This window comes from uncultured Senegalimassilia sp. (assembly GCF_934636665.1).
In the GTDB taxonomy this organism is placed as follows: domain Bacteria; phylum Actinomycetota; class Coriobacteriia; order Coriobacteriales; family Eggerthellaceae; genus Senegalimassilia.
The window spans coordinates 1-23,367 of the sequence record NZ_CAKUAT010000025.1 but is presented as its reverse complement, the minus strand read 5'-3'; the positions used below and the strand labels follow the sequence as shown (position 1 = coordinate 23,367).

Genomic DNA, 23,367 nt, shown 5'->3' with positions numbered 1-23,367 from the left:
TAGATGCGGCCGCCGGTCATGTTCTTGGCGCCGGCGAAGTTGCCGCGCTCGACGACCAGGACGGACTTGCCGGCGGACGCGGCCACGTAAGCCGCCACGCCGCCCGCGCAGCCAGATCCCACGACGATGATGTCGAAATCTGACATGTAGATATCCTTTCATTGGCGGCCGAAGACGGCCGCCAATTCATTAACTATCGAGACTCCCGCACCGCGCTCCGTAAAAGATGTAAAGGGGTCATCTTTTTAGGAGGGGTCGAATCTTTGGAGGGGTCGAACCTTAGGAGAGGTTTTCGCACAAGGGTTGCGCTGAAGCGCGGTGCGGAAGGAGTCCCCTTACAGGGCTGCGGTGATGGCCGGCAGGACGTCCTTGATGTCGCCCACCAGACCGAAGTCGCACTGCTTGAAGATCGGAGCGTTCTTGTCCTTGTTGATGGCGAAGATGGCACCGGAACGGTTGCAGCCGACCATGTGCTGCATCTGGCCGGAGATGCCCACGGCGATGTAGGCCTTCGGGGTCAGCATCAGGCCGGAAACGCCGACGTAGCGCTCGGTCGGCAGCCAGTTGACGCCCTCGGTCAGCGGACGGGAGCAGGCAAGGCCGGCACCCAGCTTGTCGCACAGGTCGTTGGCCATGGACAGCTGAGACTCCTCGGCGAAGCCGCGGCCGGCGGCCACGACGACGTCGGCCTTGAACAGGTTCACGCCGCTCTTCTCGATGACCTGGGAGGAAACGACCTTCACCGGGCGAGCGGGGGCAACCCACTCCTGCTCGGCGACGGAGCCGTTGGCACCCTCGGTGCCATCGAACACGCCAGCGCCGATGGTGTAGATGGCAACGTTGCCGGCGACCTTCTGCACGCGCTCGGCGATGCCGCCGAAGTACATGCTCTTGGCGCCCTCGGCCTCGAAAGCGGTGACGTCGGTGATGACGGCGGTGTCGGCATGGAACGCCAGGCTGCCGGCGATGACCTTCATGTGGCGGCAAGCCTCCACCAGGACGACCTCGGGGTTCTCGGCGTCGAACGCGGCGTTCACGGTCTCGACGGCCGAATCAACGGTCAGGCCCTCGGGAACGGTGATGTTGAGCACCTTGTCGGCGCCGCACTCGTAAGCGCCGCCGAAGGAGATGGCCACGACCTCGTCGGCCATGGTGCGCGCGCCTGCAACCAGCTCTGCGGCCGCAGCTGCGTGCTCAGCGATGATCAATGCCTTCATGAGTATCCACTCTGCCTTTCTTTTGCTTGATTACGCGTGGGCCTACAGGGCGGCCTTGATGGCGGCCACGAAGCTGTCGATGGCGCCGTCCTCGGAGGCGTCGAAGATCTCCAGCTTGCGGTCGGCCTGCTCGGGAGCCTTGCAGTCGACGACCTCGATGGCGGCGGCGGCGACGTCGGAAGCGCCGGCGACGTTCATCGGCTTCTTGCCGGCGGCCAGGATGTCCTTCATGCCCGGGATGCGGGGCTCGGCGGCGTCCGGGGTGACGGACACGACGGCCGGCAGGGCGACCTCGACGACCTCGACGGCGTCCTCGAGCGTGCGCTCGACCTCGAGCACGTCGCCCTTGCAGGTGACCTTCGTGGCGGCGTTCACCACAGGCCAGCCCAGCTTGCAAGCCAGCTGCACGTCGACCTGCTGAGCGTAGTTGTCGGCGGAACCGTCGCCGCACACGACCAGGTCCACGTCGCCGATCTGAGCGACCAGCTTGGCCAGCTCGCCAGCGGTGGCCTTGGCATCCATGCCGGCGCAGGCGTCGTCGGCGGTCATGAACAGCTCGTCAACGCCACGGGCCAGAGCGCTCTTCTTGAGCTTGGCCTCGTCGATGGAAGCCGGACCCGCGGTAATGGCCACAGCAGCGGAACCCTCGACCTCGGCGGCCAGCTGAGCAGCCACCTCCAGAGCGTTCAGGTCGTACACGGAGATGGTGTTCTTCGCCTTGGAGTAGTCCAGCGTGCGATCACCGGCGACCTTGATGTCCTGATCGTCAGGAACCACCTTGAATGCAGCGGCTATCTTCATCTTGAGCCTTCCCTTCATAAGCTTGTTACAGAGGTTCTTACCTTCGTAGCGACCGCTTCGACGTAACCCTTTGCGGGTTGCACGTCCGTTTTACGGGGTGCGTCTCCGTTTCGGCGGGTCGCTTACGTGACAGGGCCATCTTGCGCTCCCTCACCCCTCCTGCCATCGCCAGATAACCGTGAATACCCTCTTACTCAATTTTTAACTATGCGGCAAAAGCCCCTGTTGAGAGGCTACGTACGCTTTTATATGGGCTTTTTGCCCGTCTCAAGGGGCACAAAAGGGTTTTCGCCGTTTTGTGGGCTTCGACCACATATGACACCCGGAAAGCGGCCCTCGCAAATTTCGAGTGATGCCCACATTTCTTGCTATTAGCGCTTTACCGAAGTTGTGGCGATGTTTCCGCCCACCCCGGCTCCTAGCATGCGAAATCGAGCCGAGCGTGCATCTCGCGAAACGTCCGAATCAAAATCAAAGGAACGACACGAGGCGCACAGCATTCGCCGAAACGGCTCAAGGCAATCCATATAAAAGGAGGAGCAATGGCAGATTTCTACGGAACCCAAGAGGTCGTCACTGACCTTCGCGAGGACGGCGTGCTCATCATGCGCATCAACCGCCCCGAGAAGCGCAACGCTATCAATGCAGTGACCTCTGCCGCCATGGAAGACATCATGAACAAGGCGGAGAAGGATAAGCGCGTCCGCGTCATCGTGGTCACCGGCACCGGCGAGAAGGCCTTCTGCGCCGGCGAGGACCTCTCCGAGCTGTCCAGCGGCGGCGAGTGCATGACCGTCACCGACCACGGCTTCGGCGGCATCACCGATCGTCTGTGCCCGAAGCCGACGATCTGCGCCGTCAACGGCGTGGCTGCCGGCGGCGGCATGGAGATCGCCGTCTCCTGCGACATCGTCGTTGCTGCCGAGCATGCCCGCTTCGGCCTGACCGAGCCCAAGGTCGGCCTGATCGCCTCCACCGGCGGCCTGGTTCGCATGGCCCGCGACGTTCCGCGCAAGGCCGCCATGGACATGCTGCTGACCGCTCGCCTGGTGCACGCCGACGAGGCCAAGGAGATCGGCTTCGTCAACTACGTCGTGCCGGCCGAGGAGCTCATGGACAAGGCTCTGGAGATCGCTTCCACGATCGCCAAGAACGCTCCGCTGTCCCTGAAGTTCACGAAGCAGATCGTGCACGCCGCCTCCCAGATGTCCGAAGAGGACGCCATGCGCTACTGCGACGCCGCCTATCGCTTCATCGAGAAGACCGAGGACGGCATCGAGGGCCCCGCAGCCTTCGTCGAGAAGCGCACGCCGAACTGGCAGGGCAAGTAACTCCCGCTTCTTTTCTCCCTGCGAAGGGAAAGGCCGCAACAACTGCCAGCCTTTCCCTTCGCCCCAAGCGGCGCCAAGCCGCACCGACCGCCCGGTAACGGACCGGGCGCATCCGCACGAAGAAAGGATCCAACAATGTCTCTGCTCGCAAAGAGCAAGGGCGAGGTCACTTACAAGGACCTGACCGGTTTCCACAAGTGGTTCCTCATCGTCCTCGTTTCCATGGGTTCGTCCATCATCTACACGCCCATCTACCTGAAGAACGTCTTCTACGAGCCCCTGATGCAGGGCCTCGGTTGCACCAATGCCGACCTGGGCGCGCTGCTCTCCTGCTACGCCATCGTCGCTGTGATCACCTATCTACCCGCCGGCATCATCGCCGACAAGGTGCGCATGCGCACGCTGTCCTGGGTCGGTTTCGGCGCCACCGCTGTCCTGACCTTCATCTACGCCATGCTGCCGTCCATCCAGATGCTCTACGTGGTATTCGTCGGCTACGGCATCACCACCATCCTGATCTGGTGGGGCACGCGCTTCAAGATCGTCCGCCTGTGCTGCTCTGAGGACGATTACGCCTCCAAGATCGGCGTGAGCTACTCCATCTACGGCGCTGCCGGCCTGATCGTCGGCCTGATCAACACGGCCATCATCTCCGCCGTCGCCGACGCCTCCCAGGGCATCCAGGTCCTGCTGGTCTTCTTGGGCGCCCTCATCGCCCTGCTCGCCGTGCTGTCCTTCATCTTCGTCCCCGACTTCAAGGGCGAGATCGACAAGAACGCCAAGCTGTTCAGCCTGAGCGAGGTCGTCACGGCCATCAAGCACCCCGGCGTCATCTGGGCCTGCCTGGCTTACTTCTTCGTGTACCTGGTGTACATGGGCGTCACCTACACCACGCCGTTCATGACCACCTGCTTCGCCGCTCCGGTGGCCATCGTCTCCGTCGTCGGCCTTATCCGTACCTATGGTATCGGCCTCATCGCCGGCCCGGCTGCGGGCATCTTCGCCGACAAGCTGAAGAGCCCCTCGAAGTCGATCCTGATCTTCTTCGCCGCAAGCGTCATCGTGCTGGCCGCCTTCATGATCATGCCTCGCGAGGCGAGCATGGTCATCCCGATCGCCGTGCTGGTCGTCGTGCTCGGCTTCGTGACCTACGGCGCCTTCTCCATCGGCTCCTCGCCCCTTACCGAGGCCAAGGTCCCGATGAGCATCTTCGGCACCGCTTCGGGCCTGCTGTCCGTCATCGGCTTTTTGCCTGACACCTTCGTCCACACCTGGTTCGGCGGCCTGATCGACGCCCAGGGCGCGGACGCCTTCAACACCATCTTCATCGCGCTGGTCGTCTTCGCCGTGCTGGGCTGCTTCTGCCTGGTCATGACGCGCCGCGCCATGAAGAAGAACGCCGCCGAGACGAACTCCGCCAACTAGCGTTCACTTACCCACCCCAGCCGTTCAGGCGCGCCGCCCACAAGGCGGCGCCCGAGAAGATCGAGGAAGAGACATGAACAAGATCGACGTCCTCTCGAAAATCAACGAGGGCATGCGCGCGGTGCTCGCCAAGGAAGACGAGCTCGCAGGAAACGCCAACGACACGAGCGCCGGCTTCGAGCAGATGCGCCTGAACTACACCGCTGGGCGTGCTTACTGGGTAGAGGGCGGCCCGGAAATGGCCGAGAAGGTCGACCGCAAGGTCGAGGGCCCGCATGGGGACATCCCCGTTCGCCTGTACTACCCCGCCAAGGACCGCGCAAGCCTTGCGAGCGACGGCGAGGCCCTGCCGGCGATCGTCTACGCGCACGGCGGCGGCTTCGTCCTGGGCAACCTGGACACGCATGATCGCATCTGCCGCGTCCTGGCAAGCAAGACGGGCGCCGCGGTTGCAGCCGTGGACTACCGCCTTTCGCCCGAGGCGAAGTTCCCCGTGGCGGTCGAAGAGGTCGCCTGCGTCGCCAAGCACCTGCACGAGCTGGGCGAAGCGTACGGCATCGACGGCGACCGCCTTTCCTTCGCCGGAGATTCCGGCGGCGCTCACCTGAGCCTGGCCGCCACCATGTACCTGCGCGAGGAGCTGGGAGGCTCCGACTACATCAAGTGCCTCCTTCTGTTCTACGGCTGGTACGGCCTGAAGGATTCGGCCTCCCAGCGCCTTCTGGGCGGCCCCTGGGACGGCCTGACCGAGGCGGAGTGGCAGTGGTACAAGGAGCTCTACGCCGAGGATACGGCGGAGCTTGAGACGAGCCCCTACGCCAACCTCTTCCTGAACGACCTTACGCGCGACATGCCTTCCTGCTACATCGCCGCAGCCGAGTACGACCCCCTGAAGGACGACAGCACGGCACTTGCGACGATCCTCGAGGAATACGGTATCCCCCACCGCTTCGAGATGTTCGAAGGCGTCATCCACGCGTTTTTGCATTACACCAAGATGCTTGACGAGGCCAACCTGGCGCTCGAGCACGGCGCGGAGCACTTCCGTCAGCAGATGGGCTGCTAACCGTAGCCGATACGCACTACCCACCACATTGTGACAGCGCGGCAAAAGGCCGCTCTGGATATCGACAAGGAGAATGCAATGGACTTCAAATTGACCGATGAGCAGGAGCTGATCGTCGACAGCTACCGCGACTACATGGAGAGCGAGAACTGGGAGGCTTACTTCGCCGAGTGCGACGAGAAGCACGAGTACCCGCTGCGCTGGGTCCGCGGTCTGTGCGAGCTGGGCTTCGACCTGATCATGCTCCCCGAGAGCCACGGCGGTCTGGGTCTGGAGCAGCCGGCCGTCACCATGATGGCCGTGTACGAGGTGCTGGGCCGCTACGGCGCCCCGACCTACGTCCTGTACCAGCTGCCGGGCTTCGAGACCATCATCCGCGAGGGCACCGAGGAGCAGATCGAGGCCGTGCTGTCCACCCTGGGCACCGGCGAGCAGATCTGGAACTCCGCTTGCACCGAGCCGGGCGCCGGTTCCGACGTTGCCGCCCTGCAGACCACGTACAAGCGTGAGAACGGCAAGATCTACCTGAACGGCACGAAGACCTTCATCACCTCCTCCGCTGGCGTCAAGTACCTGGTCATCATGGCCAAGAACGCCGACGATCCGCAGATGTTCACCGAGTTCTTCCTGGACATGAGCAAGCCGGGCGTCTCCCTGTCCCCGCTGCACAAGCTAGGCCTGCGCATGGACTCCTGCTGCGAGGTCTACATGGACAACGTCGAGCTGGAGGAGAAGGACATCTTCGGCAAGGAGGGCAACGGCTTCTCCCGTGGCATCAACGACTTCAACTTCGAGCGTTGGCTGGTCGGCGCTTCCGACTACGGCATGTCCATCGCCGTGTACGAGGATGCCTGCCGTCACGCCAACCAGCGCATCGCCTTCGGTAAGCCGATCGGCCGTCAGCAGCTCAACCAGCTCAAGGTCGCCGAGATGGCCATCAAGCTGAAGAACATGAAGAACATGCTGTACGAAACGGCTTGGGAGGCCGACAACAACGACGGCAAGTTCGATCCCGGCGCTGCCGCCATGTGCAAGTACTACTGCGCCAACTCCGCCTTCTCCGTCGTCGACGACGGCATGCAGATCCTGGCGGGCGTGGCCGTGGCCGGCGAGCATCGCGCTCAGCGCATCTGGCGCGACCTGCGTGTGGACCGCGTCTCCGGCGGCACCGACGAGATGATGATCCTCACCGCTTCCAAGTTCGAGCTGAAGAAGTACCGCGACTAACTCACGCGGCTAGCAAACGGATCCAACAGACGGCGGCGCGGCAAGCGCGCCGCCGAATCGAAAGGAATTCATCATGGCTCTTGAAACCAACAAGCCGTCCTTCGGCGTTCTGGACGACGTCAAGGTCGTTTACGCAGCAGTCGAGCTGGCAGTGCCGAAGGCCTGCGACCTCATGGCCGACTGGGGTGCCGACGTCACGTGGCTGGAGAACACCGGCGCGGGCGACACCATCCGCGACACCGCCTACGTCAAGCAGGCCGAGCGCCGCAACCAGCGTTCCGTTTCCATGAACTACTTCTCCGATGAGGGCAAGGAGATCCTGTTCAAGATGCTGGCCGACGCCGACGTCTTCATCGAGGCCTCCAAGGGCGGCACCTGGGCTCGCAAGGGCATCACCGACGAGGTGCTGTGGGAGATCAACCCGAAGCTCGTCATCGTGCACCTGTCCGGCTTCGGCCAGACCGGCGACCCGAAGATGGTCAAGCGCGCTGCTTACGACTTGACCGTCATGGCCTACTCCGGCTACATGAGCCAGAACGGCACGCAGGAGCAGCCGATGAACCCCGGCCCCTACGCTGGCGACTACTTCAACTCCCTGATGATCGTCTCCTCCACCCTGGCTGCGCTGCATAAGGCCAACCGCACGGGCAAGGGCGAGAGCATCGACATGGCCATGTACGAGACGCTGCTGGCCATCGGCCAGTACTACCTGGTCGACTACCTGAACGAGGGCATCCTGTGGCCTCGCCCGGGCGCTCGCAACCAGAACCTCTGCGGCATCGGCGAGTACAAGTGCAACGACGGCTTCCTGGGCGTGTGCCTGTACGGCGTCGACCAGAACAAGTACTTCCTGGAGACCATCGGCCTGGGTCACCTGTGGGGCACCGAGGACATCCCCGAGGACACCTCCGGCCTGTGGCTGTCCAACCCGCATGCTGCTGAGATCGAGGCTGCGTTCGAGGCGTACTGCCTGGAGCACTCCAAGTACGAGATCGAGGCGGACTTCGCTGCTCATCGCATCGCCGCTCAGGTCGTCATGGAGTTCGAGGACCTCGTGAAGGAAGAGCACCTCAAGCTGCGCGAGGACTTCATGGATTGGGAGACCGAGGACGGCAAGACCTTCAAGGGTCTGGGCGTGTTCCCCAAGTTCCAGCAGACCCCCGGCCAGGTGTGGCGCCCGATGCCCAAGCAGGGCGGCGACACCGCTGACGTGCTGACCAAGCTCGGCTACACGGCCGACCAGATCGCCGCGCTGAACGAGAGCGGCGTCGTCAAGGTCGCTGAATAACAGCTGAAGGTTCCGAGAGGAAGGCTCCCCTTTCGGAATGACGGCCGGGCCCTGAGAAGGGCCCGGCTTCTATAGGGGCCTTGCATTCGACGGGGTTTGGAGCGCCCCTCGTCGAATGCAAGACACGTGAAACGGCGCCGAAGCTAGGAAGCAACGGATCGGAAGATCAAGGGAGAGAAGACATGGTCGACATCGTTGGCAACGAAACGCTCGCAAGCCTGTGGGACAAGCTCGCTCGCGAGTGCGGCGACAAGGACTTCTTCATCTTCCGGGACCGCGAGGGCGACGTGGCCACCTACAGCTACCGCGCCTTCAACGAGCTGATCGACCAGACGGCGAACATGTTCCTGAGCCAGGGCGTGGAGCGTGGCGAGCACGTTGCCGTGCAGATGCACACCTGCCCCGAGTTCCTCATGTGCCTGTTCGGCCTTGCCAAGATCGGCGCCGTGCTTGTGCCCATGAACGAGCAGTACCTGCAGGCCGAGTGCGAGTACGCGCTTGACATGTGCTCCACCCGCCGCGCGGTGGTGGAGCCCTGCTACGTGGAGCTCTACGACGCCATCCACGCCGGCGGCAGGCTTGACCAGGGCATCATCGTGGCCCGCAGCGAAGGCGGCGAGGAGGCCATGGGCTACCCGCTGTTCTCCGAGCTGGTGGCCGCCGAAGGCATCGAGCTGGAGGTCCCGAGCGACCTGTCCCCCGACGACCCGTGCGAGATCCTGTTCACGAGCGGCACCACTTCCAACCCCAAGGGCGTCATCCTGACCCACGGCAACCTGATCTACTCGGGTTATTACGGCGACTGGGAGACGGCCATGACGTCGGAGGACCGCATGTTCTCCACCATGCCCGCGTGCCACTCCAACTTCCAACTGGCGGCGCTGACCCCGGTCATGACCGCCCGCGCCACGCTCATCGTGGTGGAGAAGTACAGCGCGAGCAGGTTCTGGAGCCAGATCCGCCAGTACCGCGCAACGCTGGCGCAGTGCGTGGCCATGATGCTGCGCACGCTGATGCTGCAACCGGTGGACCCGGACGAGAAGGACCACTGCCTGCGCGACATGCTGTACTTCCTGCCCGTGTCCGCGCGCGAGAAGGAAGCCTTCGAGGAGCGCTACGGGGTTCGCATCATGAACACCTACGGCTCCACCGAATCCGTCGGCTGGGTGCTGACCGACCCGCCCACCGGCGAGCGCAACTGGCCCTCCATCGGCCGCGTGGGCCTGGGCTACGAGGCCAAGGTCGTCGACGAGGCGGGCAACGAGCTGCCCGCCGGCGAAGTGGGCGAGATCTGCGTGAAGGGCGTCCCTGGGCGTTCGATCATGCTCGGCTACCTGGGCAACGAGGCCGCCACGGCCGAGGCGCTGTCCAGCGACGGCTGGCTGCGCATGGGCGACAAGGGCTACTACGACGAGAACGGCTGGTTCTTCTTCTTCGACCGCAAGAGCAACATGATCAAGCGCTCGGGCGAGAACATCTCCACCTCCGAGATCGAGGGCATCCTGGAGGAGCACCCCGACATCAAGGAGGCCGCGGTCATCGGCGTGCCCGACCCCATCCGTGACCAGGCGGTGAAGGCGTTCGTCCTGCCCGAGGACGGCGCCGTGATCGACCAGGACGCGGTGATCGCGTACTGCGAGGGCAACATGGCCGCGTTCAAGGTGCCCACCATCGTCGAGATCGTGGAGGATTTCCCCCGCACCTGCAGCATGAAGATCGAGAAGAAGCTTTTGAAATAACGGTAACGAACGGAAAGGACGGCGCTCATGGACGACTCAAGCAAGCGAAAGCGAAACGTGATGCCGTCGGATGAGGTGCCGGCGGGCGGCTCGGCAAAGGGCAGGAAGAAAACCCTCGACGAAGCCGCCATGACGCCGTTCCTGCGCGAGATCACGCTGGTGTCGAGCGGAGGCGCCTTCCTTGACGGCTACGTGCTGTCGCTGATCGGCGTGGCGTTGACGCAGATCACGGCACAGATGAGCCTAACCACGCATTGGACGGCGGCAATCGGCGCGTCGGTACTGCTCGGCATCCTGGTGGGCAGCATCGCGGGCGGTTATCTGACCGACATCATCGGGCGCAAGAAGATGTTCGTCTTGGACATCATCGCCATCGCGTTGTTCTCAGCCCTGAGCATGACCGATGCCACGCCCATGCAGCTGGTGATTTACCGCTTCTTCATCGGCGTGTTCGTGGGCGCCGACTACCCCATCGCCACATCGCTTATCACCGAGTTCACGCCGAAGCACCATCGCGCGATATCCATGGGCATGGTCTCGGCGGCGTGGTACCTGGGCGCCACCGTGGCGGCGCTTGTGGGCTTTTGCCTGTGCGACGTCGACAACGGGTGGAAGCTGATGCTGGGATCGGCCATCATCCCCTGCGTGTTCCTGCTGATCGGCAGGTGCAAGGTTCCCGAGTCTCCCCTGTGGCTTAAGAACAAGGGCCGCGAGAAGGAGGCGCTCAAGGTGGTCTTGCGCGTCTACGGCGCCGACGTGACCCTTGAGGGCGAGGAAGAGGGGCCGAAGACGAAGGCCGGCTTCGCCGAGGTGTTCTCGAAGGGTTATGCCGCACGCATCGTGTTCCTGGGCATCCTGACGCTGTGCCAGGTGGTTCCCATGTACGCCATCTACACGTTCGGCCCGCAGATCATGACCGCGTTCGGCCTGGGCGTTGGGAAGAGCGCGATCCTGGGCGAGAGCGTGCTGAGCCTGTTCTTCCTGGTGGGTTCACTGCCGGCCATGTTCTGGCTGAACTCCATGGGCCGCCGGCCGCTGCTCATCCGCTCGCTGTTCTTGATGGCGGTGGGCCTGGTGGTGCTGGGCCTGTTCCCCACCGCGCCGCTGCCGGTGATCATCTGCGCGTTCGGCCTGTACGCGTTCTTCAGCGGCGGACCGGGCATCCTGCAGTGGCTCTACCCCAACGAGCTGTTCCCCACCGAGGTGAGGGCGACGGCGGTGGGTTTGGCCATCGGCATCTCGCGCGTCGGCACGATCGTGGCGACGTACGGCACGCCGATCTTCATGGCGGCATTCGGTATCGGGCCCACCATGCTCGTGGCAGCCGGCCTGGTGATTCTGGGATTGGTGCTGTCGATCTTCATGGCGCCCGAGACCGCCGGCAAATCGCTGGGCGAGACGAGCTCGCTGTAGGGCGAGGTTGCGAAGCCCGCGGGGAATCCCCCCGCGGGCTTTTTACGTTTTGGGAGCGGCGTGCCCGGACACTTCGGGGACGTAGCGCTAAGTGTCCGGAACAAACAACGGCCGGCAAAAAGCCTACAGGAGGGATTCCTCTCGCAGGCTTTTGTGTTTTGGGGAGGATGGCACGCGATACTGCACCAGAAGCTTGCCGAGGGATAGAATCAATGCGAAGGCGATTCTGCTTTGAAAGGCAAGCAGATGCGGAAGCAACGGAAGGCAGGGCAGGTATGAGCGGCAAGGGTTATTCAATCGTGTTCAGCAGCAGAACGGGGAATACAGCCGAGCTTGCGGAGGCTGTTCGCGAAGCGCTGCAGGAAGGGACGTGCGAGTATTTCGGGAGCGTTGACGGGGACGGCAACTGCGACTGCGACACCGGCTGCGCTGGCGACGGAGACCGCAACGGCAGCAGCTTCGGAAGCAGCACCGGTACAATCCCCGCATCTGAGACGCTGTTCGTGGGCTTTTGGACGAACCAGGGCGTGGCTGACCGGGCCGCGCAAAAGCTTCTGGAACAGCTAAAGGACCGAAAGATCTTTCTGTTCGGCACCGCCGGATTCGGCGGCAGCGAGGCATATTTCCAAGCGATTCTGGACAAGACGAAAGCATTCATCGACGACAGCAACACCGTGATCGGAACCTTCATGTGCCAGGGCAAAATGCCGCTTTCCGTGCGCGAGCGCTACGTGAAGATGAAGGAACAGCCTGATCACATGCCCAACATCGACGCAATGATCGAGAATTTCGACAAAGCCCTATCCCACCCCGATGCCGACGATCTGGAGAAGTTGGCGAATCTTGTGAGAGAAACCGTCGGGCAGTAACGAAACCAACCGAGCGCAAAGCGAAATAATGCAGCTGAAACCGCATTATTTCGCTTTGCGCGAGACTGTATCGCGATGCGGTTGCTTGCAATCGCGGAAATCGAGCAAGCCGACGCTTTCCGCGATACCGCAAAACCACCTCGTCCGACGCATATAGTCCGATAGGCCTATCTTTGCGCACTGATGGCCAAGCGCTCTTCCACGCTCTCATTCAAAACCAGTCGAACGTTCTTCCGTACGCTGGGTCCCCCTGCCCTCGCGCAGCAAAAGCTGGCCGCTTGTAACTTTTTACCTGCGCGCCACATGAGCATTGGTAGAATCGATTGCAGACTCAATCATCCGCACAGCAAGGAGCGCCGTGTTCTCGGTCGATAGACAATCCCTCCAATCGCTTTCCGCACTGGCGCTGTTCACGTTCGCATTCTTGGGAAGCGAGTTCTTCTTCGACAGCCGGATCGGCTTGTTCATCAGCGCCGAAGGGGTTGTGGGCGCCCAGGCGATGATCCTTGGCGCAAGCGTCGTCGGCTTTCTGGCTTATGCGCCGATTTCGAAGCTGGCAGGGGGACGACGCGCGCTTCGGGCGGTCGAGGCCGTCGGGGCTATTGCGGCCCTGGTCACGATTACCGTTGCGGAAAGCGCGCTTGCGATGCAAATCACGGGTTGCATCGCGTTCTTCCTGCTGGGAAGCCTTGGCGCTGAAGCGCATTGGAGCATGGCGCGCGCCTTCGAGGGAAGCCCGTCGCTTGCCAAAGGAGCAGGCGCAGCTTACGCCGCCGGCATCCTGCTACAGTTCCTGAGCAACCAGTTCGTACCTGCGGGCATGGCGGACGCAGCGGTGCTGTGCGTCGGCGTCGCCGCACTCGCCGTGTTTGCGGCGGCTGGAGAACGCGATGGCGAATCCGCAGGTCAAAAGTGCGATAAGACCCCTGGCGAACATGCAGGCGGACCGGTGGCGCCGGAGTCGTCGGGGCGAATCACCCGCCAAGAGCAATCGATTCGAGCGAGCCTAGCGGCCCTGACGAAGAAGGCCCGCCCAGAGCAGGCAGATGCCGGCTCCTCTCGGCAAGCGGCCCCAGATAGCGCAAAAACCGCCACCTGTGCTGTTTGGCTTCTTGCGCTTGTGGTGCTGCTTGCCTGCATGTTCTCTACGCTCGACAACGTGGTTACCCTTGCGAATGCGCAGGGCTCGATCTCGGTCGAGACGTGGCCGCGCCTGTTCCTTGCGGCGAGCGGCCTTGCCGCCGGCGTGCTGTTCGACATCCGCGAACGCCGCTACATGGGGTTCATCATGTTCGCGGTCACGGTGCTGTCCATCATATCGATCTTGGCCGTTGAGGCCGGGGCCAGCCCCGTGATCGGGCTGATCGTGTTCTATCTGAGCTCCGGATTCTTCGTCACGTTCTTCACCACCACGTTTTTGCAGCTGGCGCCGCGCATGCGCACACCCCAGCTGTGGGCAGGCATGGGCCGCGCTGCCAACAACCTGTGCGCGTTCACCGTATCGGGAGTCTCCATGATGCTGACTCAATTGGGGATCGCCGCCGTGATGATCGCGTCGCTGATCCTGTTCGTGCTGGTCAGCGTTGCATTCGTGGGCGCCGGGCTGTTTCGCCTGCCGTCGACGGTCGGGGAACGCGAGGCCATCCGGGCGGGCCTTGCCGCCGCTGCCGCGCCGACACTTGAGGAGGTGCAGGCCGAGTTCATCAGCCGAAGCGGCCTGACGCCGCGCGAGGAAGAGGTGCTGCGCGCCGTGGCCGCCGACGAGCGCCCGCTCAAGCAAGTGGCCGATGACCTGGGCATTTCGTTGCGCATGGTGCAGCGCCACCTGACCAGCATCTACAGCAAGACCGACACGCAAACCCGAGCCGGCCTCACCCGCGCATTCTTCGGGAAATAGAGCGGACACGTTTGAGCATTCGCTAGGAACGTTTTTCGCCAATCGTGTCACAGATCGCGAGTTTTCCGACTCCATTTGACCCGCGCAGGCTTTACTTGCTTGCTTTCACCATGCGGTTCGTAGTAAACGAGTCAATACTCGTATCGAACGCAGACATCTTCGCGAAATCACTGATCACCCGCCGTGATCAGTTCGGAATACTCGCATTCTGAGACATGAAATCCCATTTCGCTTCCTATTGCAGAACCTGGCCGCTCGCAACACGCAAATCTCCCAAGCGCGACCGAGCAATAGGTTAAGGCGAAGCGGTATACATCCCCGCCGATTTCGGGGCTTGATGTTTTAGGGTTTGATAAGGAATAGGCCTTTTGAGCCTGCTAGCTCAAAAGGCCTATTCCTGCTCACTCTGCGAGTCTTGGTGATCGTCTTCGCCGTCCATTGCGGCAGCGATGTAGGTGTTGCTCAGCTGCGTGCCGTCTTCCCCGAAACGAGCATGCGACACGATAAGCCCCTCTTCGCGCAGACGATGTATCGCACGATCCACCGTTTCAAGCTGATTTGCAGATTTCTCGCTAGCCCTTGCTTGGTCTCGGAACAACCATCTGGGCCGCAAGCTGCGATGAAGCCAAGAAGACGCAGCTGGGAATTGGTCAACTTGCCCTTCTTCCCCCTGGAGGCAAGGCTGCCATTCGCCTGATCCGCCATCGATCCCCCTTTCAGCGATCCGTTCGCCAACTATTCATAGCATCGACTTTGCCCTAGCCCGCTACACGCAAGCGGCCAAAATGCCCTATAGTAGCAAGCTAATCGTTTGACAAAGGCCGTATATTACCCTACATACTACATCCGCTGCAGCAACTGTAACGCTTTTGATGCCGTATTGTGACGAAATGTAACATCCATGGCACCGGAATGACAGCTAAACACAGAAGCTAACCCGCCGCGAGGCAGGAAGACCTGTTTAACGCCTTGATACCACGGAAAGCAAGAAGGACACAAGCCGCACGCCTCGAATGCTACCGGGCCCCTTGATCCCCCAAATCGCACCTGGATATTATTCGACGCGTGAAACTATAGCGCACAACTTCGCTTTGCAGGCGGCAAATCCACGCACTATTGCCCTAAAAGCTATTCGCCAGCCAGACGAACGGCATATCCCCGGAAGCAAGCGACCCCGGAAACCCGCATCCCAACGAAAAAAGCCGCCGCCCGACCGGTGCGTGTTTTGCGCATGCGGATCGGACGGCGGCTTTTGCGGCAAGCAACTTCTATGAGAGGGCCGAGGAAAACTCGGGGGTTTCACAACCGAAGCCCGCAAGGGCTTCGACGCGGGAACAGGCGGGGATCAGCCGCGGCAAGCAGGCCATAAAGCGCGGGGCTTCGCGCTTGCCGCGCTTTTCAAGCCTCAACAGCTTCCCCATCAGCGAAAACGCAACCCCTTTACGCGTGGGAGCGCTTCGAGGAGAGCAGCAGGGCCAGGGCCAGGACGGCTACCACGCCAGCAGCAGCGGCAAGGGCGACGGGGTCGGAGACGTGGAACGCGGGGATGCCGATGAGCATGCCGACGAAGTACGGGACCAGCCACACCAGCCATACGCCGATGCTGAGCGTATGGAAGCCGCGGCGGGTCTTCTCGTTGCCGCGGAAGACGACGTAAGTGGCCCAGGCGGCATGGAACAGCATCAGCGCGATGGCCAGGAAACCGGTGACCGGATGCAGCGGGGACATGGCGCCGCCGCTGTTCTGCGCCATGATGGACATCAGGCCGGTGCCCGTGGAGTCGCAAATCAGCCCGAGCCAGAAGAACGCCAGGTGGGAGCGCTTAAGCTCGCCCGAGCGGCGCTCGGAGAACACGCCGATGGTATAGGCGACCAGCGCGAGGGAGATGACGGCAGAAGCGGTTGCAAGCATGGGACTCATATTCAGACCTCCAAAATCGAGTGGGTTTGCGGGCTGCGCCCAAGGGCGCGTTCGCTTTGACGCCATTCATATTGAGGTCCGGCCGTGTGAACATCAAAGGCATGATGTTCATTTCCGCGCGCTACTGCGCGTTGTTTGCGTACAACGTGCGTTCTAGCAGGCCAAACAGCACTTTGCAGTCGCCGTCCTGATGATGGAGGCTTCCCAGGACGTTCTCGATGACGAACCTGCACACGCTTTCTGCGCTAAACCCGTCGGGCAAATCGGCCGAGATTCGAGCATCGTGCTCGTAGATCTGCATGAGGCCGTGGAGGATGTGCTCGATCTGCTGGGACTCTCGCAGGCGCGCGGCGGCCTTCTCGACGGCGGGAAGCGCATCGATGCCGCGCAGCCAGCATTCGCGGAAGTGCGTGGTGACCTCGCGCATGCTCGCGTGCATCTCGCGGCAGTAGTCCACAAACCCGACCTGCGGGTCGATGTGGCAGAAGCGCTCGTAGAACGCGTGCTTGAAATACAGCTGGATGGTGGCGGTGGTCAGCTCGTCCTTCGCCGAGAAATGGCGGTACACCGTTCCCACGCTGACGCCCGTGGCGTTGGCAAGGCCGCGCACCGAAAGCGCCGACACCCCGTTTTTCTCCGCGATCTGATACGCGTTCTCCAACAGCTCTTCCCGGGAAACAATGCTTTGAGCCATAAGGCGCCCCTCGCAATCGAACTATCGCACCTGCAAACCGGATTGGTTTTGGAAACCATAGTAACCCGATTCCGCAAAACCCTACGGCTTCGTTACCTGCTCGATAGCCCCCCATACGCAAAACGGCCGGGCGCGCAAGGCGTCCCGGCCGTTTCGAGGGAATCCCGCCCGAAGCGCGGGCGGAAAAGCTACTTCAAGGTTACGTTCTGCATCATGGGCATGGCATCTTCCCAGGTGATGCCGCTGTCGATGAACATACGGACCGTGGTGCCGCACGGGGCAACGGTGAACATGTAGTACGTGCCGGTCTGGGTATAGCGCGTCCAAGTGGCGCCGTTGATGTCCACCTCGTCGATCTCGCCCTTGCCGCCGAAGTTGCCCTGCAGGGCCTCGGCTTCCTTCTGCGGAGCGCGCGAGCAGGTGCTGGTGCTGAAACGCTTCGTGGAGCCCTCGGGGTTGAACGTGGCGTCGCTGCTCTTCTCCTTGGTCTCGACGAGCGCCCAACCATCGGCAGCCTTCACGTTATACGCAGCGTAGTCGACGCCGCCCTGAGCCTTGATGGCCTCGGCTGCCTCGACCGCGGCCTTGTAGCCGTCGCTTTCCTTGCCGGTGGTGTCGAAGCGCATGGTGCGCGGGTCGGTGCCGCCCGTAGCGTTCTTGTCGAACTGGACGGTGATCGGACCGTAGTAGTTGTCCTTCGTGGTCCAGAAGTAGACCCATTCGATGCTCTCACCAGGCCCGATTTCGGGGTCGCCGTCCGTTTCCGCGCCTTCGCACAGCTCGGCGGGCGGGTTCTTGATGTCGTAGCTCAGCGTGTCGTGCGAGTCGAACACCGGGTCGCCGGCCTCATAGCCGCCGGGGGCGCCGGGGGCGCCGGTGGTGATGAAGCTGAAGCGCTTCATGGGCTTGTCGTTGTTGTTCGTAATTTTCACACGCAGCCAGAAGCCGTCCGCCTTGTAGACGTCGCCGCGGTAGTACGTGCCGTCGGCCAGCGATTCGACGGTGAAGCCCTCGACGTCGATCGACTGGGACTGGTACGCGGCCTGCGTTGCGGCCGTGCCGTCGCCGGAGCCGCCCTGGTCGCCCTCGGTGCCGCCGCAGCCGACCATCGCGCACGCGAGCGCCGCGGACAACGCGACGGCGGGCACGCCCATCATTACCTTCTTCACTACGGGTTTCACCATGTTCACCACTCCCTTTCGCTTCCCGTTGCGAAAGCCGCCTCCGCGCCGGCGACCATCGCGACGTCAGGTTTCGAAACGCCAAAGCCCGAAGAACCCGGCCCCGACCTTGGCCTTTGAGAAGAGTATGCCGCGCAGCAGGCCGGCCGCGAAGCGACCTGCGGCCCAAATGCCAGGCGCACAAGCCACCCCGCGGCCAAAACATGCGCCGCCGCGGCCGAGCCGCCTAGCGCATAGTCCGGCGCCCCGCGCGGCCCGCTTCCCTACTTCAGCACCACGTTCTGCACCATGGGAAGCGCATCGTCCCAGGTCAACTTGGAACCGATGACCATCGAGACCGTCTTGCCGGACGGCGCCTCGACGAACAGCGATACGGCGCCGGCTTCCGAGGTGTAACGCACCCACGTGGTGCCGTTGACCTCGACCTCGTCAATCACGCCCTTCTTCTTGGAACCCTGCCTGGCTTCCGCCTCCATCATCGGGGAGGTTTTGAACGTGCGCATGTCGATGGAGGAAATGGCCTCGTCACCACGCTTGAAGTCGCATCCCTCGTACTTCTCGTCGATGCGGTCGCCGAGCTTCCAGCCGTCAGCGGGGATGATGCTGTACGACGGGAAATCGATGCCGCCCTGCGCCTCGATGGCTTCCGCCGCCTCGCGGGCCACCTTGTACTCGTCGCTTTCGCGGCCGGTGGTGTCGAAGTGCATCACGCTGGGGTTGGAATCGCTGGACGAGGAGCTGTCGAACTCGACGGTGATCGGACCGTAGTAGTTGTCCTTGGTGGTCCAGAAGTAGATGAACTCGACGGTCTGACCAGGCTCGATCTTCGCGTTGGCGTCCATCTGCGCGCCTTCGCCAAGCTCCACGGCCTGCGTCTTGGTGTCGGCGTTGAGTCTCTGGTCGCCGGAGGCGTCGAACACCGCGTCGCCCGCGTCGAAGGTGCCGACGGCGGCACGCGCGCTGAACGCGGAAGGCGCTTTTGCGGACTCGTTGTTGTTCGTGATCTTCACGCGCAGCCAGAAGCCGTCCTGCCGCTCGGCGGCGCCGCGATAGTACGAGCCATCGCCGACGGACTCGATGGTGAAGCCCGCGACCTCGGCGGTCTGCACGCTGTTAACCGTCTGACCTGCGGGCGCATTGTCGCCCGAGCCACCCTGGCCACCCTCGGTGCCGCCGCAGCCGGCCATCGTGCACGCAAGCGCCGCCGACAACGCGACGGCCGGCACCCCGAACGCAACCTTCCTCATCATGGGTCTCATCATCTTCATCACTCCCTTTCGCATCGCAGATTGCAAGCCGCTCCCCCTCCGGCGCCGCAAGCGCCGAAGCCGGCTTCTAAAGCTATTGTGCCGTGCGAAGAAGCGCCCGCGAAGCCACCCACGGCCCAAAGCAAGCACCCCCACGCGCCACACGGCCAAGATAGAAGGCGCGAATGCGACGGGCGGGGTTGGGACGGCTGTCGGCTCGGGGCGGCTTGGGGAGCAGCACGGGCCGGTGGCAGTCGATTCGGGGGACAGTTCGGGAGGACGGCCGATCCGAGGTGCGGCATGAAACGGATGACGGCCGATTCGGTGACGGCATGGGACGAGCGGCGGGCCCATCGTCGCGCAGGCCGGCTGATTCGGGGCAGCGCGGGACGGTGGCGGCCAAAAAATCGAGAATTGCGCAATTACCTGCAAGCCGCGCCGCGAAAAAGCGAGGTTTTCCGCAATAGGCGGCCGAGATACAGCACCGGCGCCGCCCGCACGACGCCATCCTCGAGCGCGGCCACGGCAGAAAGGCGCCCCAAATGCACAACTCTCAGATAATTGGCCACCGCCTTGGATTCATGCGCGCCCGCGGGCCAAGGCGTAAGCCAATAAGAAGCCGCAAGCCCGTATCGAGGATGCCGCCGAACCAACCACGCTCGTGAAAGGTCATCGTTGCCCGCGAAGCCACCCGCGGCCCAAAGCAAGCACCCCCACGCGCCACACGGCCAAGATAGAGGGCGCGAATGCGATGGGCGGGGCTGGGAGGAGGGCGAAAACGGTTATGTTCGCGAAAGGATGCCTCCGACCGCCATGACCAGCCAGGGCCTGCAGCTACAATAGCGTTGTAAACCAACGGGCATGGAAGAGGGCGCATGGCATCGTTCGAGCAAGCGAGAGAAGTGTTGAAGCGCTGCTTCGGGCACGATGAGTTCCGCCCAGAGCAGGAGAAGGCCATCAGGGCAATCATGGGGAAGCGAGACGTGCTGGCCGTGATGTCCACCGGAGCGGGCAAATCGCTCATCTACCAGGTGCCCGCCGTCGCGCTCGGCGGCACCGCCGTCGCGCTCGGCGGCACCGCCATCGTGATCTCTCCCCTGGTCTCGCTCATGATCGATCAGGTGAAAAAGCTCGTTGAGCTGGGCCTGCACCCGGCCTTCCTCAACAACACGCTCAGCCTTCGGGCTCAGGAAAAGGTTCGAGGGCGCATCAAAAGCGGCGAGTTCCAGATCCTGTACGTTGCGCCGGAGCGCTTGTCGAACCCGGCTTTCCTGTCGGCGATCGAGGGCCTCGCAATCCCCCTTGTCGCCGTCGACGAGGCCCACTGCATCAGCGAATGGGGCCACGACTTCCGCGGCGACTACCGCGAGATCAGCGCGTTCATCGAGCGGTTCGACCAGCGCCCGACCGTGGTCGCGCTGACGGCGACGGCGACCCCGAAGGTCCGCAAGGACATCGCCAGGTCCCTTGGCCTGCAAAACCCCTTGGAGATCGTCTCCTCGTTCGACCGCGGCAATCTTTCGCTTTCCGTTGTGCACATGCCCCACGACGAGCGCGAATCGTGGTGCGTGCGGGCCGCGCGCTCGAGGGAAAGCGAGTGCGGCATCTTCTATTGCGTCACGATTTCCGAGGCCGAGCGGATCCACAACGCGCTCAGGCGAGCAGGCGTGCCCGCCGCGCTCTACCACGGCAAACTGGGCAACGACGCGAAGAAGGCGGCGCAAGATGCGTTCATGTCGGGGCGGGCGCCGGTGATGATTGCAACGTCGGGGTTCGGCATGGGCATCGACAAGCCCGATGTGCGCTACGTGGTCTGCTGCGGCATGCCGCTTTCGGTCGAGAGCTACTATCAGCAGATCGGCCGCGCGGGACGCGATGGGAAGCCCGCCGACACGATCATGCTATGGGACGAGCAGGACCTGCAAACCGCTTTGTTTATGGCGGAAGCGGGCGGCGAAGGCCAGAACGGCGCGCGGCATTCCAGGCAAAAAGGGCTCGCTTTCGACATGCGGGATTTCTGCAGAGAAGAAGATACCTGCCGGCGCGATCTCATCTTGCGCTACTTCGGCGAGAAAGCCCCTGATGACGGAGGGTGCGGAAGATGCGACAACTGCGCGGTGCCCATCGATGGCATTGTGCGCGCTGCGGACGCAATGCCGCTGACGGACGACGAGCGCGCCCTTTTCGCTAGCCTGAAGAGCGCGTGCGCTGCGGTAGCGGACGGCGCTGGCTCCGGCGGCGCTCTGACCGAGCGCGCGTTGCGCGGCATCTGCCGCAAAAGGCCGGAAAACCTTGAACAGCTTCTGAAAGTCGACGGAATGACCGCTAAAGCCGCGCAAGTATATGGCGCCCAGATTCTCGCCGTGATCGAGACGGGCGGGGTCCCCGATTCCGTCAAGCCGCTCGAGATGCCCGATGTGCCCGAGGCGCTAAGCGATGCTTTGATTGCGACGATCCAAGCGCTCGGCAGCGAAGCACGCAGGGCGGTCGTCCTCAGAGTAGCGTGCGGGAAAGACGAACCCGGGACCAAGGCAAACGATTACGAGAGCCTACCATGCTGGGGATCCGCCGGCCCCGACCGCAGCAAGGCGAAGCACGCCCTGGATGCGCTCATAGCCTGCGGGATCGTAGGGCAAAAACCCGGGGAGAAATGTCTGCGCGTGATGGTGGAGGACTAGGGCATCTGGGACCTCTTTAACACCTGGGCCATCCTTAGCTTCCAAGCGCGGCTCCAGGCTACAATAGCGCTGTGAAGTCAACAGGCGCGAAAGGGGTCCAACGTGGCAAAAACGACTGAATGCGACATACCCATAACGCTAACCAAAAGGCAGAAGCAGCTACTTACCGAGTTCGGGCTTCCAATCGATTTCGAGCATCTGACAGATGAGCAATACTTCGCCATCGATGAGCGCATGTCAAACGAGATGATGACCAAGGGAATCAACGACAGCGGTGATGGCCTCAACGATTACGGGGAGCTGTGCAAAAGCGTGATAATCGCCCTTCCCGACGACTAGTCGCTGCGCTTCATATGCTATTGCGCTTTTGGCTGATCCAGCGCAACTTTCTGCGCCTGCTCCATCTCAACCTCGGCGGTGGTCGGCACTTGACCCGTCAGGATCGATGGCGCAGGCCTATCGCATCGAACGGTTTCATCCCGTCGATTCTCGATGCCGTTATACCGCCCGGCTTCGCCGGTTATTTCATCACCAGTCAGGGCAACATTGCCCTAAAACGCGGACTGAAAAGACCGTGAAAAAGAGGCGCCCAGACACCCGTGCATCTAAACCCGGGTAGGGATCGCCTCTTGCAAGGATTATAGCAAGCACCGGAAGCCACACCCGGATAGGGCACGGCTTCTTCGTATCGCGCAGGTGACACTGCACCAAGACGCTTCGGAGGCGTAGCACTAAGCGTTCTGAGCCGTCTGATGTGTCGTCTCCCTTCAGGGAAAGCCTTGTTGCGGTAGCCGCCGTTCGGGATGTGGAACACGGGTATCTTCTTGAGTTCGCAGTACTCCACGACCGCGCGCTGCTCCAACGCCTCGCTCATATCCGCCACTTTCTCGATGGCCCAATGGTGTGGAATGCGTCACGCGTCGGTTCCAGGGCATGAAAAAGTCCCGCCTGAGCGGGGCCTTGGCAGCTATCCCTTCTTGTAGCGGGGGCATATCCCCTCGTCGACCTGGTCCGGCTTGAACTCGGGCCACGCCGAGCACAAGCCCACCGTGGTGGGGTCGGGGTCCCTGTAGGCACAGTCCTCGCATATCATCCCCTCGATGGTCGCCAGCTCGAAGCCGCAATCGTTCATCCTGTCGCGCAGCGTCGCCCGCCCGCCTGTCGGGCGCCCCAGCCCGAAGAGCTTCCCATGGCCGCCTGATTCCTCGAGCTCGCGTGTCCGAAATCTTGACACAGGTCAGCCAAAAACGCCCATCGAAAGGGCGAATCCCTCTTGACAGAACTATAGGAACACCCCCCCCCACGCGGGCGGGAGGGCGCGCAGGCGCGGCGAGCGCCTAGCGCGCGAACTCCCGTAAGAGCGCGTCTTCCACT

Annotated in this window: 20 protein-coding genes; 11 read left to right on the top strand and 9 right to left on the bottom strand. The window is 62.7% G+C overall.

Annotated features, from left to right (window positions below; translation table 11 throughout):
* The 3 genes from Q0G75_RS09415 to Q0G75_RS08950 all read right to left on the bottom strand — a co-directional run.
* On the bottom strand, positions 1-146 hold a 146-nt coding region (locus Q0G75_RS09415; protein WP_365911107.1), incomplete at its 3' end, for an FAD-dependent oxidoreductase.
* A gap of 189 nt (positions 147-335) precedes the next feature.
* Positions 336-1,217: an electron transfer flavoprotein subunit alpha/FixB family protein gene (locus Q0G75_RS08955; protein ID WP_294416933.1), complete on the bottom strand. Its 882-nt coding sequence runs from the start codon at positions 1,215-1,217 to the stop codon at positions 336-338.
* Positions 1,218-1,259: 42 nt separating this feature from the next.
* Entirely contained in the window at positions 1,260-2,018 is a 759-nt protein-coding gene (locus Q0G75_RS08950) for a hypothetical protein (RefSeq protein ID WP_294416931.1), read from the bottom strand.
* A gap of 542 nt (positions 2,019-2,560) precedes the next feature.
* Here Q0G75_RS08950 and Q0G75_RS08945 point away from each other — a divergent pair.
* From Q0G75_RS08945 to Q0G75_RS08905, 9 genes are all read left to right on the top strand, one after another.
* Positions 2,561-3,349 (top strand): enoyl-CoA hydratase-related protein, encoded by a 789-nt coding sequence (locus Q0G75_RS08945; RefSeq protein WP_294416930.1) that lies wholly within the window; start codon positions 2,561-2,563, stop codon positions 3,347-3,349.
* 135 nt (positions 3,350-3,484) lie between these two features.
* A complete protein-coding gene (locus Q0G75_RS08940; protein ID WP_294416928.1) occupies positions 3,485-4,774 on the top strand; it encodes an MFS transporter in 1,290 nt (429 codons plus the stop codon).
* A 73-nt stretch (positions 4,775-4,847) separates the two neighbouring features.
* Positions 4,848-5,840 carry an acetyl esterase gene (aes, locus tag Q0G75_RS08935; RefSeq protein ID WP_294416926.1) on the top strand — a complete coding sequence of 331 codons (993 nt, stop codon included), beginning with the start codon at positions 4,848-4,850 and terminating at the stop codon, positions 5,838-5,840.
* Positions 5,841-5,918: 78 nt separating this feature from the next.
* On the top strand, positions 5,919-7,067 hold the full coding sequence (gene caiA, locus Q0G75_RS08930) for a crotonobetainyl-CoA dehydrogenase (RefSeq protein ID WP_294416923.1): 1,149 nt from the start codon (positions 5,919-5,921) through the stop codon (positions 7,065-7,067).
* A gap of 73 nt (positions 7,068-7,140) precedes the next feature.
* Positions 7,141-8,355 carry an L-carnitine CoA-transferase gene (caiB, locus tag Q0G75_RS08925; protein WP_294416921.1) on the top strand — a complete coding sequence of 405 codons (1,215 nt, stop codon included), beginning with the start codon at positions 7,141-7,143 and terminating at the stop codon, positions 8,353-8,355.
* Positions 8,356-8,537: 182 nt separating this feature from the next.
* Positions 8,538-10,094, top strand: coding sequence for a crotonobetaine/carnitine-CoA ligase (gene caiC / locus Q0G75_RS08920; protein WP_294416919.1), 1,557 nt, complete (start codon positions 8,538-8,540; stop codon positions 10,092-10,094).
* 27 nt (positions 10,095-10,121) lie between these two features.
* Positions 10,122-11,507 (top strand): MFS transporter, encoded by a 1,386-nt coding sequence (locus tag Q0G75_RS08915; protein ID WP_294416917.1) that lies wholly within the window; start codon positions 10,122-10,124, stop codon positions 11,505-11,507.
* Between the two features lie 275 nt (positions 11,508-11,782).
* Positions 11,783-12,376, top strand: a complete 594-nt coding sequence (bilS, locus tag Q0G75_RS08910) for a flavodoxin family protein BilS (protein ID WP_294416915.1) — start codon at positions 11,783-11,785, stop codon at positions 12,374-12,376.
* 358 nt (positions 12,377-12,734) lie between these two features.
* On the top strand, positions 12,735-14,273 hold the full coding sequence (locus Q0G75_RS08905; RefSeq protein WP_294416914.1) for a helix-turn-helix transcriptional regulator: 1,539 nt from the start codon (positions 12,735-12,737) through the stop codon (positions 14,271-14,273).
* A 1,268-nt stretch (positions 14,274-15,541) separates the two neighbouring features.
* Here Q0G75_RS08905 and Q0G75_RS08900 read toward each other — a convergent pair.
* The 5 genes from Q0G75_RS08900 to Q0G75_RS08880 all read right to left on the bottom strand — a co-directional run bounded on the left by Q0G75_RS08900 (position 15,542) and on the right by Q0G75_RS08880 (position 19,336).
* The gene (locus Q0G75_RS08900; RefSeq protein ID WP_281624633.1) at positions 15,542-15,694 is read right to left on the bottom strand and encodes a hypothetical protein; all 153 of its coding nucleotides are present in this window, start codon (positions 15,692-15,694) and stop codon (positions 15,542-15,544) included.
* A gap of 19 nt (positions 15,695-15,713) precedes the next feature.
* Positions 15,714-16,193: an HsmA family protein gene (locus tag Q0G75_RS08895; RefSeq protein WP_294416907.1), complete on the bottom strand. Its 480-nt coding sequence runs from the start codon at positions 16,191-16,193 to the stop codon at positions 15,714-15,716.
* Positions 16,194-16,314: 121 nt separating this feature from the next.
* Positions 16,315-16,887: a TetR/AcrR family transcriptional regulator gene (locus Q0G75_RS08890; RefSeq protein ID WP_294416905.1), complete on the bottom strand. Its 573-nt coding sequence runs from the start codon at positions 16,885-16,887 to the stop codon at positions 16,315-16,317.
* A 188-nt stretch (positions 16,888-17,075) separates the two neighbouring features.
* Positions 17,076-18,071: a hypothetical protein gene (locus Q0G75_RS08885; protein ID WP_294416903.1), complete on the bottom strand. Its 996-nt coding sequence runs from the start codon at positions 18,069-18,071 to the stop codon at positions 17,076-17,078.
* A gap of 260 nt (positions 18,072-18,331) precedes the next feature.
* A complete protein-coding gene (locus Q0G75_RS08880) occupies positions 18,332-19,336 on the bottom strand; it encodes a hypothetical protein (RefSeq protein WP_294416902.1) in 1,005 nt (334 codons plus the stop codon).
* 854 nt (positions 19,337-20,190) lie between these two features.
* Here Q0G75_RS08880 and Q0G75_RS08875 point away from each other — a divergent pair.
* Both Q0G75_RS08875 and Q0G75_RS08870 read left to right on the top strand, forming a co-directional pair.
* On the top strand, positions 20,191-21,993 hold the full coding sequence (locus Q0G75_RS08875; RefSeq protein ID WP_294416900.1) for a RecQ family ATP-dependent DNA helicase: 1,803 nt from the start codon (positions 20,191-20,193) through the stop codon (positions 21,991-21,993).
* 102 nt (positions 21,994-22,095) lie between these two features.
* The gene (locus Q0G75_RS08870) at positions 22,096-22,332 is read left to right on the top strand and encodes a hypothetical protein (protein WP_294416898.1); all 237 of its coding nucleotides are present in this window, start codon (positions 22,096-22,098) and stop codon (positions 22,330-22,332) included.
* A 628-nt stretch (positions 22,333-22,960) separates the two neighbouring features.
* On the opposite strand, the gene Q0G75_RS08865 is transcribed toward Q0G75_RS08870, so the two are convergent.
* Positions 22,961-23,227: a hypothetical protein gene (locus tag Q0G75_RS08865; protein ID WP_294416896.1), complete on the bottom strand. Its 267-nt coding sequence runs from the start codon at positions 23,225-23,227 to the stop codon at positions 22,961-22,963.
* Positions 23,228-23,367 lie beyond the last annotated feature (140 nt).

Excerpts from the sequence above, each read along its gene's own strand:
- caiB (WP_294416921.1), top strand. The coding sequence starts at position 7,141 with ATGGCTCTTGAAACCAACAAGCCGTCCTTCGGCGTTCTGGACGACGTC.
- aes (WP_294416926.1), top strand. The coding sequence starts at position 4,848 with ATGAACAAGATCGACGTCCTCTCGAAAATCAACGAGGGCATGCGCGCG.
- Q0G75_RS08875 (WP_294416900.1), top strand. The coding sequence starts at position 20,191 with ATGGCATCGTTCGAGCAAGCGAGAGAAGTGTTGAAGCGCTGCTTCGGG.
- Q0G75_RS08940 (WP_294416928.1), top strand. The coding sequence starts at position 3,485 with ATGTCTCTGCTCGCAAAGAGCAAGGGCGAGGTCACTTACAAGGACCTG.
- bilS (WP_294416915.1), top strand. The coding sequence starts at position 11,783 with ATGAGCGGCAAGGGTTATTCAATCGTGTTCAGCAGCAGAACGGGGAAT.
- caiC (WP_294416919.1), top strand. The coding sequence starts at position 8,538 with ATGGTCGACATCGTTGGCAACGAAACGCTCGCAAGCCTGTGGGACAAG.
- Q0G75_RS08890 (WP_294416905.1), bottom strand. The coding sequence starts at position 16,887 with ATGGCTCAAAGCATTGTTTCCCGGGAAGAGCTGTTGGAGAACGCGTAT.
- Q0G75_RS08945 (WP_294416930.1), top strand. The coding sequence starts at position 2,561 with ATGGCAGATTTCTACGGAACCCAAGAGGTCGTCACTGACCTTCGCGAG.
- Q0G75_RS08895 (WP_294416907.1), bottom strand. The coding sequence starts at position 16,193 with ATGAGTCCCATGCTTGCAACCGCTTCTGCCGTCATCTCCCTCGCGCTG.
- Q0G75_RS08885 (WP_294416903.1), bottom strand. The coding sequence starts at position 18,071 with ATGGTGAAACCCGTAGTGAAGAAGGTAATGATGGGCGTGCCCGCCGTC.
- Q0G75_RS08900 (WP_281624633.1), bottom strand. The coding sequence starts at position 15,694 with ATGGGGAAGCTGTTGAGGCTTGAAAAGCGCGGCAAGCGCGAAGCCCCG.
- caiA (WP_294416923.1), top strand. The coding sequence starts at position 5,919 with ATGGACTTCAAATTGACCGATGAGCAGGAGCTGATCGTCGACAGCTAC.
- Q0G75_RS08950 (WP_294416931.1), bottom strand. The coding sequence starts at position 2,018 with ATGAAGATAGCCGCTGCATTCAAGGTGGTTCCTGACGATCAGGACATC.
- Q0G75_RS08955 (WP_294416933.1), bottom strand. The coding sequence starts at position 1,217 with ATGAAGGCATTGATCATCGCTGAGCACGCAGCTGCGGCCGCAGAGCTG.
- Q0G75_RS08915 (WP_294416917.1), top strand. The coding sequence starts at position 10,122 with ATGGACGACTCAAGCAAGCGAAAGCGAAACGTGATGCCGTCGGATGAG.
- Q0G75_RS08880 (WP_294416902.1), bottom strand. The coding sequence starts at position 19,336 with ATGAAGATGATGAGACCCATGATGAGGAAGGTTGCGTTCGGGGTGCCG.